Annotated in this window: 17 protein-coding genes and 1 pseudogene; 8 read left to right on the forward strand and 10 right to left on the reverse strand. The window is 64.7% G+C overall.

The window, feature by feature from the left end; all coding sequences use genetic code 11:
• Nucleotides 1–29 precede the first annotated feature (29 nt).
• From AB0362_RS04060 to AB0362_RS04105, 10 genes and pseudogenes are all read right to left on the reverse strand, one after another.
• Entirely contained in the window at nucleotides 30–1,235 is a 1,206-nt protein-coding gene (locus tag AB0362_RS04060; protein ID WP_366234874.1) for a thiolase family protein, read from the reverse strand.
• Between the two features lie 23 nt (nucleotides 1,236–1,258).
• Nucleotides 1,259–2,773: an aldehyde dehydrogenase gene (locus tag AB0362_RS04065; RefSeq protein WP_366234876.1), complete on the reverse strand. Its 1,515-nt coding sequence runs from the start codon at nucleotides 2,771–2,773 to the stop codon at nucleotides 1,259–1,261.
• Between the two features lie 36 nt (nucleotides 2,774–2,809).
• Nucleotides 2,810–3,580, reverse strand: coding sequence for an enoyl-CoA hydratase/isomerase family protein (locus AB0362_RS04070; RefSeq protein WP_366234984.1), 771 nt, complete (start codon nucleotides 3,578–3,580; stop codon nucleotides 2,810–2,812).
• A 126-nt stretch (nucleotides 3,581–3,706) separates the two neighbouring features.
• Nucleotides 3,707–5,230 (reverse strand): annotated as a pseudogene (locus AB0362_RS04075) (AMP-binding protein); the annotation flags it as partial.
• A 7-nt stretch (nucleotides 5,231–5,237) separates the two neighbouring features.
• On the reverse strand, nucleotides 5,238–6,785 hold the full coding sequence (locus AB0362_RS04080) for an AMP-binding protein (RefSeq protein WP_366234877.1): 1,548 nt from the start codon (nucleotides 6,783–6,785) through the stop codon (nucleotides 5,238–5,240).
• Between the two features lie 63 nt (nucleotides 6,786–6,848).
• The gene (locus AB0362_RS04085) at nucleotides 6,849–7,373 is read right to left on the reverse strand and encodes an aromatic-ring-hydroxylating dioxygenase subunit beta (RefSeq protein ID WP_366234878.1); all 525 of its coding nucleotides are present in this window, start codon (nucleotides 7,371–7,373) and stop codon (nucleotides 6,849–6,851) included.
• Between the two features lie 2 nt (nucleotides 7,374–7,375).
• Nucleotides 7,376–8,686 carry a Rieske 2Fe-2S domain-containing protein gene (locus AB0362_RS04090; RefSeq protein WP_366234879.1) on the reverse strand — a complete coding sequence of 437 codons (1,311 nt, stop codon included), beginning with the start codon at nucleotides 8,684–8,686 and terminating at the stop codon, nucleotides 7,376–7,378.
• On the reverse strand, nucleotides 8,683–9,216 hold the full coding sequence (locus AB0362_RS04095) for an OB-fold domain-containing protein (RefSeq protein WP_366234880.1): 534 nt from the start codon (nucleotides 9,214–9,216) through the stop codon (nucleotides 8,683–8,685). The genes AB0362_RS04090 and AB0362_RS04095 overlap by 4 nt, the downstream gene beginning before the upstream one ends.
• Entirely contained in the window at nucleotides 9,213–10,379 is a 1,167-nt protein-coding gene (locus AB0362_RS04100) for a thiolase family protein (RefSeq protein ID WP_366234882.1), read from the reverse strand. The genes AB0362_RS04095 and AB0362_RS04100 overlap by 4 nt, the downstream gene beginning before the upstream one ends.
• On the reverse strand, nucleotides 10,376–10,660 hold the full coding sequence (locus AB0362_RS04105) for a hypothetical protein (protein WP_366234883.1): 285 nt from the start codon (nucleotides 10,658–10,660) through the stop codon (nucleotides 10,376–10,378). Before AB0362_RS04105 ends, AB0362_RS04100 begins: the two co-directional genes overlap by 4 nt.
• Before the next feature lie 279 nt (nucleotides 10,661–10,939).
• On the opposite strand from AB0362_RS04105, the gene AB0362_RS04110 reads away from it, so the two are divergent.
• The 8 genes from AB0362_RS04110 to AB0362_RS04145 all read left to right on the forward strand — a co-directional run bounded on the left by AB0362_RS04110 (nucleotide 10,940) and on the right by AB0362_RS04145 (nucleotide 19,216).
• Entirely contained in the window at nucleotides 10,940–11,899 is a 960-nt protein-coding gene (locus AB0362_RS04110; protein WP_366234884.1) for an alpha/beta hydrolase, read from the forward strand.
• Nucleotides 11,892–12,719: a 2-oxo-hept-4-ene-1,7-dioate hydratase gene (hpaH, locus tag AB0362_RS04115; protein WP_366234885.1), complete on the forward strand. Its 828-nt coding sequence runs from the start codon at nucleotides 11,892–11,894 to the stop codon at nucleotides 12,717–12,719. The genes AB0362_RS04110 and hpaH overlap by 8 nt, the downstream gene beginning before the upstream one ends.
• A 50-nt stretch (nucleotides 12,720–12,769) precedes the next feature.
• Nucleotides 12,770–13,492, forward strand: a complete 723-nt coding sequence (locus AB0362_RS04120) for an aldolase/citrate lyase family protein (protein ID WP_366234985.1) — start codon at nucleotides 12,770–12,772, stop codon at nucleotides 13,490–13,492.
• Nucleotides 13,493–13,584: 92 nt separating this feature from the next.
• A complete protein-coding gene (locus tag AB0362_RS04125; RefSeq protein ID WP_366234886.1) occupies nucleotides 13,585–14,757 on the forward strand; it encodes an acyl-CoA dehydrogenase family protein in 1,173 nt (390 codons plus the stop codon).
• A 16-nt stretch (nucleotides 14,758–14,773) separates the two neighbouring features.
• Nucleotides 14,774–15,802, forward strand: coding sequence for an acyl-CoA dehydrogenase (locus tag AB0362_RS04130; protein WP_366234887.1), 1,029 nt, complete (start codon nucleotides 14,774–14,776; stop codon nucleotides 15,800–15,802).
• The gene (locus tag AB0362_RS04135) at nucleotides 15,799–16,950 is read left to right on the forward strand and encodes an acetyl-CoA acetyltransferase (RefSeq protein WP_335742144.1); all 1,152 of its coding nucleotides are present in this window, start codon (nucleotides 15,799–15,801) and stop codon (nucleotides 16,948–16,950) included. Before AB0362_RS04130 ends, AB0362_RS04135 begins: the two co-directional genes overlap by 4 nt.
• A gap of 62 nt (nucleotides 16,951–17,012) precedes the next feature.
• Nucleotides 17,013–18,491: a class I adenylate-forming enzyme family protein gene (locus AB0362_RS04140; protein WP_366234986.1), complete on the forward strand. Its 1,479-nt coding sequence runs from the start codon at nucleotides 17,013–17,015 to the stop codon at nucleotides 18,489–18,491.
• On the forward strand, nucleotides 18,488–19,216 hold the full coding sequence (locus AB0362_RS04145; RefSeq protein ID WP_366234889.1) for a tyrosine-protein phosphatase: 729 nt from the start codon (nucleotides 18,488–18,490) through the stop codon (nucleotides 19,214–19,216). The genes AB0362_RS04140 and AB0362_RS04145 overlap by 4 nt, the downstream gene beginning before the upstream one ends.
• Nucleotides 19,217–19,219 lie beyond the last annotated feature (3 nt).

Consider the following 19,219-nt stretch of genomic DNA (forward strand, 5'->3'; position numbering starts at 1 on the left):
TCCCACTGCACATTCGGCGGCCGAGTCGCTCACTTGGTGGCGTCGGGAACTTCCAGAACCACGGCTCCGGCCTGACCGCCACCCGCACACATCGCTGCGACCGCGTATCCGCCACCTCGACGGCCCAATTCGTTGATCAGACTGATCACCATGCGAGCACCGGAGGCGGCAACCGGATGTCCGAGACTGCAACCGCTGCCGGAGACGTTGACGATGGAATCGTCGATTCCGAGCTTCTTGCACGCCGCTACGGGGACCGACGCGAATGCCTCGTTGATCTCCCACAGCCCGACGTCGGCCACGGTGATCCCGGCACGGTCGAGCACCTTCGGAATGACGTCGAGGACGGCCAGACCCATGAGTGCGGGGTCGATCGCCGTGGCGGCCCAGGCCTTGACCGTCGCGAGCACGGGCAGACCCTGCTCGGCGGCGAGGTCGCTGCCGACCACCATGACGGCGGCGGCCGCGTCGTTCATGCCGCTGGCGTTGCCTGCGGTGATCGAGAAACCTTCGATCTCCGGATGCAGCACCTTGAGGCTCGCAAGCTTCTCGAGGCTCGAGTCACGCCGGGGGTGCTCGTCGACGGCGAACTCCTTACGGGTGCCGTCGGACTGCAGTGCCTGCACGGGGACGATTTCGGCATCGAAGGTTCCGGCATCGATTGCTGCGACGGCACGCTGATGCGAGCGGAATGCCCACGCGTCCATCTCTTCTCGCGTGAGGTCGACCTCCTTGGCCGTGTTCCACCCGACCGTGATGGACATGTCCATGTTGGGCGCTTCCGCCGTGTTCGGGTGGGTCGGCGGCATCCACTTCTCGGTGAACTGGTCGACGGTCCCCGGAGTGCGCCACTTCTGGATCGGACTCGTCGAAATGGACTGCACGCCACCGGCGATGATGGCGCGCTCGGCACCCGAGATGACCTGACCCGCGGCGTTGCCGATCGCGGTGAGGCCACCGGCACAGTGCCGGTTGATGGCTTGGCCGGGCACCTGCAGCATCCCGAGTACCACCGCGGCATGGCGCGCCATGTCCCCGCCGCCGTAGTTGGACTCGGCGAGGATGATGTCGTCCACCTGGGAGACGTCGAGGCCTGATCGCTTCTGCACGGCGTCGACCACCACTTCGGCGAGTTCCATTGCGCTGGTATCGCGCAGGGTGCCTTTGAACGCGGTACCGATCGCTGTACGCGCTCCGGCGACGATGACGGCGTCGATCTTGTTTGTCATGAGCAAATACCCTTCGAAGATGTCTGTAATCAACCGAGTGTGAACGGATCGCGCGTAGCGCCGGTCAGTTCCACCCAGATGGCCTTGGTTTCGGTGAAGTCCTTCACGGCGTCGATACCGTTCTCTCTGCCGATTCCGCTCGATCCCACGCCGCCGAACGGCACACTGGGTGACACCGCACGATAGGCATTGACCCAGATGGTTCCGGCGCGAAGACGCCCCGCCACACGGTGGGCCCGGTGGACGTCCTTGGTCCACACCGAGCCGGCGAGACCGAACTCGGTGCCGTTGGCTGCCTCGATCGCTTCTTCCTCGTCGGTGAATGTCGAGACCACCAGGACGGGACCGAAGATCTCTTCCACCACGGCCCGCATGTCCGAGGTGACGTCCGTCAATACGGTCGGTTCGACGAAGTAGCCGCCGAGCTCCTCCGACGCCCGGCCGCCGTAGGCGATCGTGGCACCCTGATCCTTCGCGGACTCGAAGTGCGACAGCACCTTTCGATACTGCGGATCGTTGGACACCGGGCCCATCTCGGTCCTCGGGTCCTTGGGGTCGCCGAGAACGATCGTCGACGCCCGAGCCACGATCTTGGCGACCAACTCCTCGGCGACGGATTCGTGCACCAGAAGCCGAGACCCTGCCAGGCATGTCTGCCCGGTTGCCGCGAAGATCCCGGAAATCACGCCGTTGGAAGCGGCATCGAGATCGGCGTCAGGGAAGACCACCTGGGCGGACTTGCCGCCGAGTTCGAGCGTGAAGCGGGTCATGTTCTCGAGCGCTGCCTGCCCCACCTTGATGCCCGTGCCGGTGGACCCGGTGAAGGCGATCTTGTTCACGCCGGGATGGCCGGCGAGCGCAGCACCGGTCTCCGGTCCCCATCCGGTGACGACGTTGATGACTCCGGGCGGAAAACCGGCCTCGGCGAACAGTTTCGCGAACGCTACCGTCGAGGCAGGCGTGTAGTCGCTCGGCTTGACCACGAACGTGCACCCGGCAGCGAGACCGGCCGCCAGCTTCCAGCTGAGCAGCAGCAGCGGCGAGTTCCACGGCGTGATGGCGCCCACGACACCGACGGGCTCGTGTTTGGTGTAGACCAAGTAGTTGGGCTTGTCGGTGGGAACGACAGCGCCCTCGAGCTTGTCGGCCATGCCCGCGTAATAGTAGTAGTAGTCGGGCAGGCTCTTCATCTGACCGGCCATCTCGCGCAACAGCTTTCCGCCGTCACGAACCTCGAGCTCGGCCAGATTGTCTGCCTCGCGGGCGATGATGTCGCCGAGTTTCCACAGCAGCTTGCCGCGCGCCGTTGCCGTCAGTTGCCCCCACGGGCCCTCCAGCGCGGCGCGCGCCGCGGTCACGGCGCGATCGATGTCGGCGGCGGTTCCGTCGGACACTCGAGCCCACGCCGACGCCGAATACGGGTCGGTGCTGTCGTAGGTGCGGCCGGATTCCGATTCCACATCGGCCCCGCCGATCAACAGCGAGAACCGTGCGAGATCGTTCTCGGTGGGGACTGCGGTGTCCGTTCCGCTACTGCTTGTCACGTAGATCCTCCTCGATTGACACAATCACTGTCGATGTCATCTGAACCGCGGTGTGCGCTTGTTCTTGCGGGAGTCCGTCCTACCCTCACCCTGATTGCCGATCTGGGTGTACGACAACCCGTTTCGCATCGCCATGGACGGTGTCATGTCGATGGACTCCCAGATCGCGCGCACGGTGCCCTGAATGGCATCCGGTCTACGTGCGGCGATCTCGGTCGCGAGTTGATGAGCGCGGGCTCGCAATTCGCCCGTCGCCGTCACCTCCGTGACGATCCCCGCACGCAATGCGGTGTCTGCGGTCATCCGTTCGTCACTGCCCAACAGAGCCCAGCGCATGACCTCACCGAACGCGACTCCGCGAGCCAGCATCCCGATGGGTTCGAGTGACGAGACGATGCCCCCGTTGGCGTGTGGATCGAAGAACGTCGCGTCTTCCGAGCAGATCACGATGTCGCACTCGTTGATGAAGTACATCGCGCCGCCCGCGGCCATGCCTTGAACGGCGCAGATCACCGGCTTCCACACCTTGTGGGCCCGAGGTCCCAGTGATGTTCCCGGGTCCTCCTGATTCCACCGGTTCAGGTGAGACCACCATGGTCCTGCGCTCAGATCCACTCCGGTGCAGAAGGCGCGCTCACCGTTGGCACGCAGTACTGCAACGTGGATGTCGTCGTCGTCACGCACCCGCTCCCACACACGCACCATCTCGCTCGCCATGGCCTCGTTGAAGCAGTTCAACCGATCCGGCCGGTCGAGTGTGATCGTCGCGATGTGATCGGCCACCTCGAACTCGATCGTCGTGAACACGGCGCTTTCCGCGGAGCCGTCTCCCTCTGCTGAGCCATTCTCGGACGCCACGGCAGCCACCTTCTTCTCGTTCTGTGGATCGGTGTACCGCTGTTGCAGAGCGGGTTTGGAGATCTTCCCCAGCGGGTTACGCGGAATGGCATCCAGCACTTCCACCTGTTCGGGGAACTTGCGGATGTTCAGCGTCGTGGTGCGCAGATATTTCTGTACCGAGTCGAGGGTGGGCGGAGTGCCCGCATCGGCAGGGACCACCACAGCGCACACCCGCTCCCCCGAGACGGCGTCGGGCAATCCGATGACGGTGAGGTCGGCAATCGTCGGATCGCCGATCAGCGCCTCTTCCACTTCACGCGCCGAGATGTTCTCCATCTTGCGCACGATGATGTCCTTGATACGGCCCGTGACTGCGAGTCGTCCGTCTGCATCGAGGTAACCGAGGTCGCCGCTGCGGAAGAATCCACGAGTATCGAGCGCGCCTGCATCGAGAGTGTCGTCGACGTATCCGCGGAACAGCTGCGGACCTCGCACACGGATCTCACCGATCTCACCGGTGTCGGCTTCGCGTTCGCCGTCGCAGACGATGCGTACCTCGCCGCCCGCTCCCGGGATGCCCTCGCATTCTGCGCGCTGAACGTCGGTGTCGTTCGGGGTTCCCCACGTGATGTACGGGCACTCGGTCATGCCGTATCCCGAGATGATCCCGACGCCGCCGAGCCGGTCGCGAGCATCGGCGCTCAACGATGCGGGTCTGCCCGATCCACCGCCGAGCGTAGCGCGCGAATGCGGGAAGAGCGGGGTCACACCGCGTTCTCGCGACAGACGTAGGTACTCGTTGGTGAACGGCAGACCCGAACCGACGAGGGTGGCCCGCTCTTCGATGAGCTGATCCGCGTTGCGCTCGGGATCGAACACGGCGCTGACGATGAGCGAATGCCCGACCAGAAACGCGTGCAGCACATGTGCGATGCCGCCCACGTGCGCAATCGGCACGAAGGCCGCGCATCGATCGTCGGAGGTCACCTCCAGGTTGGCGACGAATGTCTTTGCCGCAGCGATCAGCCCACGGTCGGTGTGCTTGACGCCCTTGGGCGCTGCCGTCGTGCCGGAGGTGTAGAAGATCCAGTCGATCGACTCCACGCCGCGATCGAGCGGAGCAGGCAGAGTCGCTGGGTCACCGAGCGGGAAGTCCTGTTCGATCACGAGCACATCCAGATTCGGGACCGAGCCCTTGACCCGCTCGGCCATGGCACCGTGGTCGTAGCCGCGATACTCACGCGGAACGACGAGCAGTGACGCACCCACCTGAGTGGTGATGAACTCGACGTCGGCATCACGCAACATCGGGATGACGGGGTTCTGGACTGCGCCGAGACGCGAGAGAGCCACCGCCATCGCCATGGTCTGGACGGTGCTCGGCATCTGCCACGACACGACGTCGCCCGCCCGCACACCGCGCTCGTACAGGGTGGCGGCGATCCGGTCCGACAACTCGCGGAAGGCCCCGAACGTGAAACGCGCACAGTGCTCGTCCACTGCGAACTCCGCGTCGGGGGCGAGCTCGGCTCGGTCGGCGACCAACTGCCATACCGTCGTCGCATCCAAGATCTCAGTGCGTGAACGTCCAACCACGCTGTCGGTCAGTTCGGTCATGGCGCGACTATTCCGCCGCCACTGCGCGAAGGTCGTCGGCGATGACCCGCTTGAGGATCTTGCCTGCCGGGCCCAGTGGCAATTCGGTACGGAACACGAAACGTCGCGGCTGCTTGTAGCCGGCCAATTCGGCACGGCACAGGGCAGTCAGTTCGGCCGTGACTGCATCGGTGTCGATCTCGCCGCGCGGGACCACGACGGCGATCGGCGTCTCACCCCACTCGGGATCCGTCACGCCGACAACGGCAACCATCTCCACAGCGCTGTGATGACCGATCACTCGCTCGATCTCTGCCGGGTAGACGTTGAACCCACCCGAGATGATCATGTCGGTCTTGCGGCCGGTGATGTGCAGATACCGCTCCTCGTCGAGAAATCCGAGGTCACCCGACCACAGTCCGCTGGGGCGGAACGCTTCCGCCGTCTGTTCGGCGCGATTCCAGTATCCGGTGGCGTTGGCGTCGGACTCGATGACGATCTCGCCGATCTCGCCCGCAGGCAGCTCGGCACCGTCCGCGTCGACGATGCGGATGGACACCATCGGTGTCTCCTGGCCACACGAGGTCTGAATCGATGTCTTGCCGTCGACCATGTCGCGGTGATCCTGTGGCGTGAGAATTGTTGCTTGACCACCACATTCGGTCAGCCCGTACCGCTGCTGCAGGTCGCAACCGAGCAGATCCATCGCCTTGCGTGCCAAACCGGGGGGCACCGGTGACGAGCCGTAGCTGATCCGGCGAAGACTCGACATGTCTCGCGCAGGGCCGTCTTCGAGGATGCGCAGCGTGCGTTGCAGCATCGTCGGGATGAACGTGGTGAAGGTGACGCCGCTTCGCTCGATCTCGTCGATGACGGCCTGCGGATCGAACTTTCTGTGGATCACCATCGTCTGGCCGAGATAGGTCCACGACACCGTGCGCACCATGCCACCCGCTGTGAAGAACGGTGTGGTGGCCAGGAAGACGTCCGACCGGTTTCCCTCGGTCACCAGGTTGGTGTCGACCGCCTGCGCGAGCAACGAACGGTGCGTGTTGACAACACCTTTCGAACGCCCGGTGGTGCCGCTTGTGTACAGGATAAAGAGTACGTCGTCCGGTTCGATGGTCGGCAGCGCCGTCGACTGCCCCTGATCGAGCGCGGACTCGTACTCGACGCCCACTGTCGTGTCGTCGCCCGATCCGATGCGAACCAGGACGTCGAGATCTACGAGCTCGCCGCCGAACCGCTCGAGCTGCTCGGTGTGCACGATGGCCGCGCGGGCCCCCGAATCGTCACGCACGTGCGCCAATTCGTCCGGTGCGAGGCGAATGTTGACGGGCACCGCCACCAGTCCCGCCTTGGCGAGGGCAAACGTCGCTTCCGGCCACTCGACGCAGTTGCGCGCGATCACCAGTACACGGTCGCCCTTGTTCAATCCCGCACTCAGCAGGTAGCGAGCCAGCCGACCGGCCCTGGTGTCCACCGCCGACCAGGTGTGGGTGGTGCCGCCTTCGACCACGGCAGTCTTGTCGGGGTATCTCCGCGCATTGTTCCGTGAGATGTCGCCTACCAGCACAGTTCCTCGCAAATGTTCTCGGGAAGGTTCACACCTTCGCGTATCGGGCGCAACACGTCGTTCTCAGATCAGGAAGGCGAGCGTGTCCAGGGGACCGCCTGCACCCACGAGATGCACTGTCTTGGCTACGAGTTCGAATCCTCGTTCGGTGCGGCGCACCGTGTGCATCACTCGGCCGGCCCAGATGCGCTGGGTGTAGCGGTACTCGAACACGGCGAAGTTGGATTCCACCGTCACGGTGTCGGCGGTAGAGCTCACCACTTCCATGTTGCTCAACATCCGGCGCATCACCGAAGGCGGCGTCTGCGAGTGCCGATTTCCAGTGTTGAGCTGGGCCACGCGCGACCTGATGCGTCGCCGGTTGTCGTAGATGTACGACAGCTGGGTCTTCGGATCGGTGTCCGGGTGCATGGGTACCCAGTACAGAGCATCGTCGGCCCACAGCAGCTCCCACTCGGAGTACCTGCCCTCATCGGCCAGTCGTGATTCCAGATACAGGAATCCGGCAACGTCGGCCTCCGGTGCAGGCAACGGAATCAACGTGCTCGCCACATCTGCCGCACCGTCGTTATCCTCGGTGGTCGTCATGGTCACTTCTCCTGTCCCACAACGGATGCCCACTGGCGGTAGAACCCGCGCTGCGGCGTTTCCGCGCTCTTGTCGTAGTTGACGATTCCGGTTTCGTCCGTCACATCTGTTTCGAGTCCGCGCGAAAGGCGGAGCCACTCGGGGTCCTGCGCTGCCAATCCCGCCTGGTTGCGCATACCGATTTCACCGTCGTCGGCGATGAGGAATCCGGCCGGGCCCATTGCACCTTCGGAACGGCGCAGCGTGCGTTCGTTGAGCTTGCCCTGACCGGGGATCATCACTGCGGTGGTGTAGGCGATGGTGCGATCGACGCCGATCGGTTCGACGTACATCACGTTCATCTCGGCAAGGAAGAGGTTGGGCCAGATCAGCGTGTGAGCCGGACCGACGACGAGTGCATCGTGGGCCTTCTCGACCCCATGCGCCTTCTCCAGCGCCGCAACGTACTCGGGCAGCTTCTCCCGTGGGGTGCGGCCGTACCAGACGAATTCCTCGTCGAGCTTCCGATATTCGGCGGAGTAGTCGATCTCCGAATGTCCGTCACCGATGTCGCGGACGACGACCTCGACCTTGGACGGAATGTGCGAGACCTTCGCGGGCTTGATGGCGTCGTACACCGAGGCGTGGGTGAACAGCGCATGATAGCCGTCCACATTGTTCTCCACCACCATCTTCCAGTTCGCGTGATGCAGATGCTTCATCCAGTTCGAGCGAAGATCGATCGTGCCGGTGGGCGACAAATCGAGCAGCCTGTCGATGGCACGCGTCGCGCCGCCGAGATGCTCCTTCAGCGAGACTCCGTCCGCCGACAACGACGCGAAGATGAATCCGCCGTAACTGTCGACGCGGGGGGCCTCGGCCATGCCGAGCTCGGAGCTCACCTTCTTGAAAGCGTCGCCATAGCCGTTACGCATCGGCACCGCGGCGAGCGAACCGTCGTTCGAGAACGTCCAGCCGTGGTAAGGGCAGCGAAAGTTGCTGGCGTTGCCGGACTCCGCGTTGCAGAGCTTGTTGGCGCGGTGCGAGCAACGGTTGAGCAGGACGCGCACGATGTCGTCCTTGCCACGCACGACGACGATGGGATCGTGACCGATCACCCGAGTGAGGTAGTCCCCCTCCTCGCTCACCTCGCTCTCGTGTGCGACGTATACCCAGCCGGCGCGGAAGATGGTGTCCATCTCACGCTTGAAGATCTCGGGCGAGGTGTACACCGAGCCGTGTACGCGGTCGCCCTGAACGACGTCGGCGACGTCGAACGCGTCCGGGCTGTCGTGTGGCACCGTGTGGGCCACCGCGGGTTCGAGTGTGGTCATGAGAGGGCCTCCGTGTCCGATGAAGCGAGATCGAATGATGCGGGTTCTGTTCGTGCCGAGCCGTCCGATGCGGGTTCGGTTGCTGCAGAGTCGGATTCGATGTATGCGGCGGGTAATGCCACCCCGCCCAGGTGCCGGAATCCCACGCGGACGTTGTCCCCGATGCGAGGTACGGCCGGGGCGACGTCGACGGTCGTCATGATCAGGCGGTGGCCGCCGCGCAGTTCGACGTCCACGATCGGATAGGGCGCGGTGGTCGCGACCAGTCCGGGTTCGAGCCGACGCATGAGCGTGGCCGAGTGCACGGTTCCATGCAGATCGGTTGCACGCCAGTCCGTTTCGGGCGATCCGCACCGGTCACACACCTGCTGGTCGAGATCGACCGGGGCGTCGCACCGCGAGCAGAACGGCAGCACGAGTTCGCCCCGCGCGGCACCGTCGTACAGCGGCCGCAGCGGATCGCCGTCGACCGTCGGGGCCAAGGCAGGGTCGAGCAGCCAGTCGGTTCGACCGTCGGTGATCACTGTCATGCCGCACGCTCGAGAACGAGTGCCGCATGGTGGTCGACGCGACCACCGATTCCGCCGACGAGTGCCGTTCGGGCGCCGTCCACCTGACGATCACCGCCCGTTCCTCGCAGTTGGACGAGAGCTTCGGCCAACGGTGTCATGCCCTGGAGGTAGAACCCGGACAGCTGGCCGCCGCCGGTGTTGGTCGGCAACACGCCACCGAGACCGGTGTCTCCGGAGCGGACGAAATCGCCGGCACGAGCACCGCGGGTGAGTCCGTACTCCTCGAGCAGCATCAGCGTCACGATCGAGAAGGGGTCGTAGAGCTGTGCGGTGTCGAGGTCGTCGCGGGTCATCCCGGCTTCTGTCAGCGCGTCGTCGACAGCGCGGGCGCCGCCGCCGAACCACGACTCACGGCCGGCTCGCCGATGACGAACCGGATGCTCGCGACCGGCACCGCGAATCGCGACTCTCGGGCCCGTTCCGACGCCGGGGTCTGCGGTGACCACGACCGCAACGGCACCGTTGACCGGGCGCGCGCAGTCGAGTCGGCGAAGCGGGTCGGAGATCATCGGACTCGCGTAGTACCCGTCGCTGTCGAGCGGAGTCCGCACGACCGCGTCCGGGTTGCGCTGCGCCCACGCGCGAGTGGACGTAGCGACGACACGAAGATCGTCCGGCGTTCCGCCGTTGGTGTGCATCCACCGGTTTGTCAACAACGCATAGGTCGGCACCGAGCCGAGGACACCCGACGCGCGTTCGAGACCACGAGTGCCACTCTGTCCACCACTCTGCGCGTAGGTCGATCCGGCGGCCCTGCCCGCCACGAGAGGAGCGTCGGCGAACACACACACGACCGCGCGTGCGGCGGACGACGCCACCGCCGCACGCGCGTGCTGGATCATCGCGATGGTCGTCGCACCCTTGATCTCAATGTGCTCGAGCAGTCGCAGATCACCGAATCCGCCCTGTGCCGCGAACGCGACACCGAGTCGATCCGGCCGAATTCCCTGCGAAGAGCCGACGAGGAGTCCGTCGACGTCGTGCAGTTCCAGTCCGGCATCCGCGACCGCAGCACGTGTGGCCTCACCCGCGAGCTGGAGCGGCGACGCCCCTGGCCGCAGTGACATCTCGGTCATGCCGAGTCCCACGATGGCAGGGGTTGTCGAGGAAGCACCGGTCATGGCGTGTTGCTCCTGACGGGGCCGAGCGAGCGATCCCTGCGCTCGTCGCGGTAGTTGCCCACCCTGATCCACTCCTGTCGATCTTCCGGCGTCGCGAGGCACAGGCTGGCCAGTTCGAGCGGCGACAAGAAGATGTGGTCCCCGGTCTCGGCGTCCTCGACCAGCAGACGCGGACCGTTGCCCGTGTCGTCGACCGAGATGCGCACGACCGCGAATTCGTTGGACAGGTGAGCCACCTCCCGCCTCTTGGGAGTGCGTCGATCAGCTACTTCGTCAGACATTGACCTCAACTCTTTCTCTGACCCACTGGTGGTCGACGTACTCGATGGAACGGCGAACCGATCGGACCAGCTACTCTCATAGTCATATCGTATGCGAGTGTCAGAAACAATGGAGAGGATCGACCGAACTGGGTCGAACCGATCCAATAATTCCCTGTTCAAAGCTATGGATTGACGTCGCACAAAGATGCACACTATGAATAGATTGCACTGAACAGGTACAGAGCGTCAGATTACCGTCATCACCGACGGCGAACTCGGCAACACGGAAGGCTCCCGATGACAGAGACCACGATCGACTCTCCGACGACACCCGGCACCGAGGTGAAGGACGAGAATTACCAGAGCATTTGGGGCTATCTGCGCGAGCTTGAATTCCGCCAGGGTTTTCTGGACGTCGACGGTGTCCGAACCCGCTACGCCGAGGCCGGTTCCTCGAACAAGCCACACGTGATCATGCTGCACGGCACCGGTGGACACTGGGAGACTTTCGCTTCGAACCTGTCCGCGCTCAGTGAGCACTACCATTGCATCGCAGTCGATCTCATCGGCAACGGATTCTCCGACAAGCCGGACTACGACTACGAGATCGCCGTCTACGTACGCCAGGTCCTGGCCGTGCTCGACCTGTTCGGTATCGCGAAGTCCCACTTCATCGGAATGTCTCTTGGCGCGTGGGTGTCCGCCGCGGTGGCGGTCGAGCACCCCTCCCGCGTCGACAAGCTGATCCTTATGTCGCCTGCCGGTCTCGTCGCCACGGCGTCGAACATGGCTCGTATCCGCGCCGAGCGGACGGCCGCCGTCGAGAACCCCACCTGGGAATCGATCCACAAGGTGTTCGAGCACCTCATCGCGGACGAAGCGCGTCGCCTCCCGGATCTGATCGCCCTTCGCCAGGCGATCTACCAGCGCGAAGACACCCGCACCTCGATCGAACACCTGCTGATCCTGCAGGACGCCGATGCCCGCGACCGCAATCTGATTCCCGAGGAAAAGTGGGCGACGATCACCGCTCCGACGATGATCGTCGCCTCCGGCAAGGACCACGGCGAGTACCAGAGCACCGCACGCACGGTCGCTCGGCTGATTCCCGAATCGGAGATCTTCGAGATGGCGGACGTGCGCCACTGGCCGCATTTCGAGGATCCTGCAAGCTTCAACCCGGCAGCTCTCGAATTCCTCGGTAGAGGTATGTCCGCCAGCGGTCACACTTCCGACAGGGACGCCGTCGATGAGTGAGACGTTGGACGCGGGCACCATCGCCGACGCCGCTGCCCGCCTCTACGAAGCCGAGAAGTCCCGAACACCGATTCGTCAACTCTCGCTTCAGTATCCGGACATGACGATCGACGACGCGTACGCGGTGCAGCGCGCCCTCGTGGACCTGAAGATCGCCGACGGCGCGGCCGTGCGCGGCCGCAAGATAGGACTCACGTCCAAGGTGATGCAGCGCGCGGTGTCCATCTCGGAACCCGATTACGGTGCGTTGTTCGACGACATGTTCTTCGACGATGGCGGCACGGTGCCGGCGAACCGCTTCATCCGGCCACGTGTCGAGGTGGAGCTCGCGTTCGTTCTCGGCGAGACCTTGAAAGGGCCGGGTGTGACGCTGTACGACGTGCTGCGCGCGAGCGAGTACGTGACGCCTGCACTCGAGATCCTCGATGCCCGCGTCCAGATGAGCGACCCCGATACCGGGCACCAGCGGACGATCGTCGACACCATCTCCGACAATGCTGCCGACGCCGGAATCGTGCTCGGCGGCAACGTCGTCCGCCCACACGACGTCGATCTTCGCTGGGTCGGCGCCTTGCTGTTGCGCAACGCGTCCATCGAGGAGTCGGGGCTTGCGGCAGCCGTGTTGGGGCATCCCGCGAACGGGGTCGCGTGGTTGGCCAACCGTCTTGCGCCACACGATGTCGCCCTGCAGGCGGGTGAGATCATCCTGGCCGGTTCGTTCACCAAGCCGGTGTTCGCCGAACCCGGTGACACGTTCGTCGCCGACTACGGTCCGCTCGGCACGGTGTCGGTGTACTTCGAACCACTGGACCGACCGTGACGAGCAACAGTTGGCGCGACCTTCTGTCCACTGGCACGACGCAGTTCGGCATGTGGATTGCGTCGGGAAACAGCTACACGGCCGAGATCTGCGCAGGGTCCGGGCTGGACTGGTTGATGCTCGACCAAGAGCACGTCCCCAACGACCTCCGCTCCACTCTGGCTCAGCTGCAGGCGGTGGCCCCGTACCCGATCGAGGTACTCGTTCGTCCGGCGTCGGGGGACGCCGTGGTCATCAAGCAGCTCCTAGACATCGGCGTGACAAACCTGATCGTGCCGATGGTCGAGTCGGCCGATGAGGCCGCGGCCCTGGTCGCAGCCACTCGCTACCCGCCGAACGGCATTCGCGGCGTCGGTAGTGCCCTGGCGCGCGCCTCGCGCTGGAACCGTACTTCTGACTATCTCATCACCGCAGACGAAGGAATCTCGCTCACCGTGCAGGTCGAATCGACCGCCGGACTCGCGGAATTGAAAGCAATCGCGTCGACGCCGGGTATCGATGCCGTCTTCATCGGTCCGGCGGATCTGGCGGCCTCCATGGGATACCTGGGACGCCCGCAGGATCCAGTGGTGGTCAAGGCTGTAGAACAAGCAATTTCGGACATCACCGCGTGCGGAACGGTGGCGGGAGTCAATGCGTTCGATGAGACGCTCGCTCGTCGATACATCGCGGCCGGGGCTCGGTTCGTGCTGGTCGGCGCCGACGTCGCAATACTCGCACGCGGAAGCGACGACCTCGCGCGGCGGTACGTCGTCAGCGATCGGAATTCCTGAAACCTCTTTAATCTGACGGTGTTGTCACTTACACTCGGCAGTAGTCGGACCGCGGATCGAGAACGATTCGCCGCTACGGAAGGCCCCCAAAGATGGATTTGGACTTCACGAAGGAACAGGTGGAGTTCCGCGACCAGGTACGTACCTGGTTGGTCGAGAACAAGCCGCGCGAGGTACGCCCGCGCGACAACGAGGGGATCCGCGACTACGACATGGCCTGGCAGCAGACGCAGTGGAAAGGCGGCTGGGCCGGTATCGCCTGGCCGACCGAGTACGGCGGCCGCGGACTGACACTGCTGCAGCAACTGATCTGGTACGAGGAGTACGCGGCTCAAGGATTCCCGGGTATCGACGCGAACTTCGTCGGCCTCAGCCATGCCGGACCCACGCTGATCACCAGGGCGAGCGAAGAGCAGAAAACGCTCCACCTCCCCAAGATCCTCAAGGGTGAAGCGATCTGGTGCCAGGGATTCTCCGAGCCCGAGGCCGGTTCGGATCTGGCTTCTCTCAAGATGAAGGCCGTCGTCGACGGCGACTCCCTCGTGGTCAACGGGCAAAAGATCTGGACCAGTTTCGCGATGCATGCCCACTACCAAGAGTTGCTGGTGCGCACCGACAACTCCGGCACCAAGCACAAGGGCATCACCTGGGTCATATGCGACATGAGCACTCCCGGGATCGAGGCTCGTCCGATCCGCACCATCGAGGGTGGTGAGGAATTCTGCGAGGTCTTCTACGACGACGTCCGGATTCCGTTGAGCAATGTGGTCGGTGAGATCGGCTCCGGCTGGAGCGTGGCCATGTCGACTCTGTCGTTCGAGCGCGGAACTGCATTCACCGCCAACCAGGTTCGCCTGGCCAAGGTGGTCGAGGACCTGATCGATTTCGCTCGTGACCATGTCGGGCCCGACGGTCGACGAGCGGCGATCGAGGACGACGAGATCTCCCGCCGACTTGCCCGTGCGCGCGCATCGGTGGCGTCGCTGCGAGCGATGACCTACGTCGGCATCTGCGAGAACATGAAGTCCGACACCCCCGGTCCGCGCGGGTCGATGCTCAAGCTCCACTACGCGGATCTGTGCAAAGAGGTGGCCGCACTCGCGATGGACATCGTCGGGGTCGACGCGCTTCGCGATTCGTCACGGTGGGACAAGAACGGGTGGGTGGGCAACTACCTGTACTCGTTCTCGCAGTCCATCGGAGGCGGGACCTCGGAAATCCAGCGAAACATCATCGGGGAACGCGTCCTCGGTCTCCCACGGTGAGAAGAGAGAAACGAACATGAACCTACTCCCCTCTGAGGAACAGCTCGACATCGTCTCTGCCGCAACCGAATTCATCGAATCACGATTGCCGATCTCCGATATCCGCGACCGCGCGGAACTGCCGAGTGCGGTGGACTCCGCGCGGTGGCGCGAAGGCGGCGAACTCGGACTGCTGACACTCGGTCTCGACGAATCGTTTGGTGGCTCGGGCCGCCCGCTCGACGACGAGGTACTCGTGTTCGCCGCGCTCGCGACGCGACTTGCGCCCGGTCCGTTCCTGGCGTCGACCCTCGCCGCGCGGGTCGCTGCGCACAGCGGCGACGTCGAACTGACCGAGCTCATCGGGAGCGGTAAGGCTTTGGTCGGACTCGGCGAACTGCGCGGCGACGGAGCGTTCGGCGCGGACGGGTTCAAGGGTTCGTTCGATCTGCTCGACTGTGTGGGTGGCACGCACGTTCTGCTGGTGGCCCAGCACGGTGCCGCTCTCGTCGCAATCGACGAGTTCCCGGACATCACGCCCGTACCGTCCATCGATCCTGCCGTCCGCCTGTCGACGTCGACCGTGATCTCCGGCCGCGTCGAACACTGGGTGCCGGCCTCGACCGATCCGATCTTCTCCAGGGCGCAGGTTCTCGCGGCGGCGACACTGGCCGGACTGGCCACGGCCGCAAAGAACATGGCGACCGAACATGCCGCCACTCGAATCCAATTCGGCAAACCCATCGGGGTGAACCAGGCGGTCAAACACATGTGCGCCGACATGGCAGTGTCCGCCGACGCGTCGGTCTCACAGACACTGTTCGCCGCGATCGCACTCCAATCGGGCCGAGACGACATCGAGTTCCAGATCCTGTCCGCCAAATCGGTAGCCTCCAGAGCCGCGATCGACAACGCCGCCCACAGCATCCAGGTCCACGGCGGCATGGGCTACACCTACGAACACAACGCGCATCTCGTGCTCAAACGGGCCCACGTTTACTCGCATCTGTTCGGCGAACCGACCGAGGTGCTCGCTCAGCTCCTCCAGCAGGGTGCAGCCCAGTGACGCGCAAGGTTGCCATCGCAGGCGTCGCACTGTCCGACGTCGGCAAGGTAGACGACAAGAACGCGTACGAGTTGATGGCACAGGCGAGTCGTCGCGCGCTCGCCGAGGCCGGTCTCACCCCCGCCGACGTCGACGGACTCGGCTCCACGGGCCAGGGAACGTTGCCGCCCACCGACGTCGGTGAATATCTGGGCCTCAAACCGCGCTGGATCGACTCGACGTCCGTCGGGGGCGCGTCGTGGGAGGTCATGCTCGCGCACGCCACCGACGCCATCGCCGCCGGTCATGCCGACGTCGTGCTGCTGACCTACGGGTCGACCGCCCGCGCCGACATTCGAAAGGGATTGCGCGGAGCCAATATCAACTGGGGCTCGCGCGGACCGCTCCAGTGGGACGCGCCCTACGGGCACACACTCATCTCCAAGTACGCGATGGCTGCGCGTCGGCATATGTATCAGTACGGCACCACCATCGAGCAGCTCGCCGAGGTCGCTGTGTCGGCCCGATTCAACGCCGCAGACAACCCCGAAGCGATGTACCGCGATCCCATCACGATCGAGGACGTGCTGTCGGGACCCATGATCGCCGACCCGTTCACCAAGCTGCACTGCTGCATTCGCTCGGACGGCGGCGCTGCAGTGGTGCTTGTCTCCGAGGATCGAGTGAAAGATCTCGCGTCCGACCCGGTATGGGTACTGGGATCGGGTGAGGCAACGTCGCACATGCTGACGAGCCAGTGGGACGACATGACGGTCGGCCCTGCATCGGTGACGGGACCGCTCGCGTTCGCGCGCGCCGGACTGAAGCCGTCGGACGTCGATGTCGCCGAGATCTACGACGCCTTCAGCTACATGCTGCTCCTCACGATGGAAGACCTCGGCTTCTGTGAGAAGGGCGAAGGCGGCAAGTTCGTCGAATCCGGCGCACTTCGCTTGGGCGGAGAACTGCCGACCAACACCGACGGCGGCGGCCTGTCCGCATGTCACCCAGGTCAGCGGGGACTCTTCCTCATCGTCGAAGCGGCTCGCCAGCTGCGCGGTGAGTCCGGTGTACGACAGACTCCGAACGCGAAGATCGCCTGCGTCAGCGGTACCGGGGGATGGTTCTGCTCGAGCGGCACAGTGCTGCTGGGCTCGGAACAACCGTGACGACTGTGCTGCCGTCGGTCCGCCCCCCACTTCCCGGTCGGTTCACCAGTACCGGACAGTTGATGGCAGCGGCGGCGGCCGAGTACGGCGCACGCGACGCCTACGTGGAACAGGACGGCACCCGACTCGGTTTCGACGAGTGGTACCAGCGCTCGCGTGCGCTGGCCGCTCGTCTCCGTGGCCGGGGAATCGACCGCGGCGACGTCGTCGCTCTCATGCTCCCCTCGGGAATCGACTACGCGATCTGTTACACGGCGATCGCGCTGCTCGGTGCCGTGACGACCGGGATCAACACGCGACTGGGCCCGCGGGAGGTGGAGTCGATCCTCACGCAGGCACAGCCTGCACTGGTGATCCGCGACGCCGATGCCGATCTCCCCGAGATCGACGCCGCGCTACCGGTGATGGCACGTACCGAACTGGGTGCCGTGTTCCGCGCGGACGTCACCGACTTCGTCTCTGCAACAACGGGGCTCGATGCACCGGTGACGATCATCTTCACGAGCGGAACGACCGGCCTGCCGAAGGGTGCCTGGTTCGACGGCGAGAACATGGCTGCCGCAGCCCATTCGGCCGGTGTGATGAGCGCCCCCTACGACCGACGCCTCTCGTCCACGCCGTTCCCGCACGCCGGATACATGGCGAAGCTGTGGGACCAGCTCGTCTGGGGTATCACCCTCGTGGTCTCCCCCGTCCCGTGGTCGGCTGCGAAGATGCGAGACATCCTCGTCCGTGAGCGCATCACGATGGCGGGCGGCGTCCCGACCCAATGGACCAAACTGCTCGACCTCCCCGATGTACGACGTGATTCGTTTCCCGACCTCCGGCTCGGCGTCGTCGCCACCGCCCCCGCGTCGCCGGAGCTCGTCAAGCGCACCGCCGAGCTGATCGGCGTGCCGTTGGTGGTTCGCTATGCGATGACCGAGTCACCGAGCGTGTGCGGCACGGCGATAGACGACCGACCGGACGTGGCGTTCCGCACCGTCGGAAAGCCGCAGACCGGCATGGACGTTCGCATCACCGACGAGGACGGCACCGAGGTGCCGACCGGCAGAGTGGGACGAGTGCGCGTTCGCGGCGCCTGCGTGATGCGCGGATACTGGAACGACAACGAGCGAACCGCCGACGCATTCGACGACGACGGCTGGTTCGTCAGCGGAGACCTCGGCAGAATGACCGACGAGGGCGACCTCGTACTGGCGGGACGCGTCGGAGACATGTACATCCGCGGCGGCTTCAACGTGCATCCGGTAGAGGTCGATCACGTCCTCGCCGAGCATCCCGGGGTGAAAGAGGCAGCAGTAGTGGGGTATCCGATGCCCGTCATCGGCGAGATCGGGGTCGCGTTCGTCGTACCGTCCGATGCTTCGTCGCCGCCGACGTCTACCGAACTTCGACGGTGGACCGCCGACCGACTCGCCGACTACAAGTCCCCCGACCACCTCGTGATCGTCGACGCGTTGCCAGTGACCGCAATGAACAAGGTCGATCGAAATCGGTTGCGCGCGCTCGCTTCCGAGAATCCTCCTCCGCCGCGATGAACGACTCCCTGGCCCGAGAAACGGGTGCGCCGGACACAGACACGCTGGCCAACCTGCGCGACGTCGGCGGGTTGCACACCGTCGACGGACGGGTGACTCGATACGGCGTTCTGTACCGCAGTGATGCTCCGTATCAGGGCGATTCCCGCCCCGTGGCTATCCCGGTCTGGCCGCCCGCGGTGGTCGTCGACCTACGGTCCCTCGCCGAAGCAGAGCGCAATCCGTTCGACTGGGGCGGGGACACGATCCGCCATCACCGTCCACTGCACGACGGGGCGGCCCCCACCGAGGCACTTCCTCCGGAACTGGCGGGGCTGTACGAGCAGATACTCGATTCCGCCGCCGACCGTGTCGCCGAGTTGGTGTCCATTGTCGCCGACGCTTCCGGGCCGACGCTGCTGCACTGCGCAGCGGGGAAGGATCGAACCGGCGTCGCAGTCGCGGCGCTACTCCTTGCTGCGGATGTGACACCGGACGAGGTGGTCGGAGACTATCTGCAGACTCAGGCGCACATGCCAGCACTGGGTCTTCGGTGGAAAGCCAAGGCCAACAGAGCATCCGGCGGGCGCACCTTGCCGCCACAGTGGTTGACGGCTCCGGAATCCGCCATTGCATCGGTGGTGGACCGGCTGACCGATTGGCGCGGTGGTGCCGGGGGATGGCTCCTCGATCACGGCACCCGCGAACTCGACCTCGCCCGATTGCGCGCGAGACTCATCGAATGACAA

Source organism: Rhodococcus sp. NPDC079359, from assembly GCF_040702585.1.
Lineage (GTDB): Bacteria > Actinomycetota > Actinomycetes > Mycobacteriales > Mycobacteriaceae > Rhodococcoides.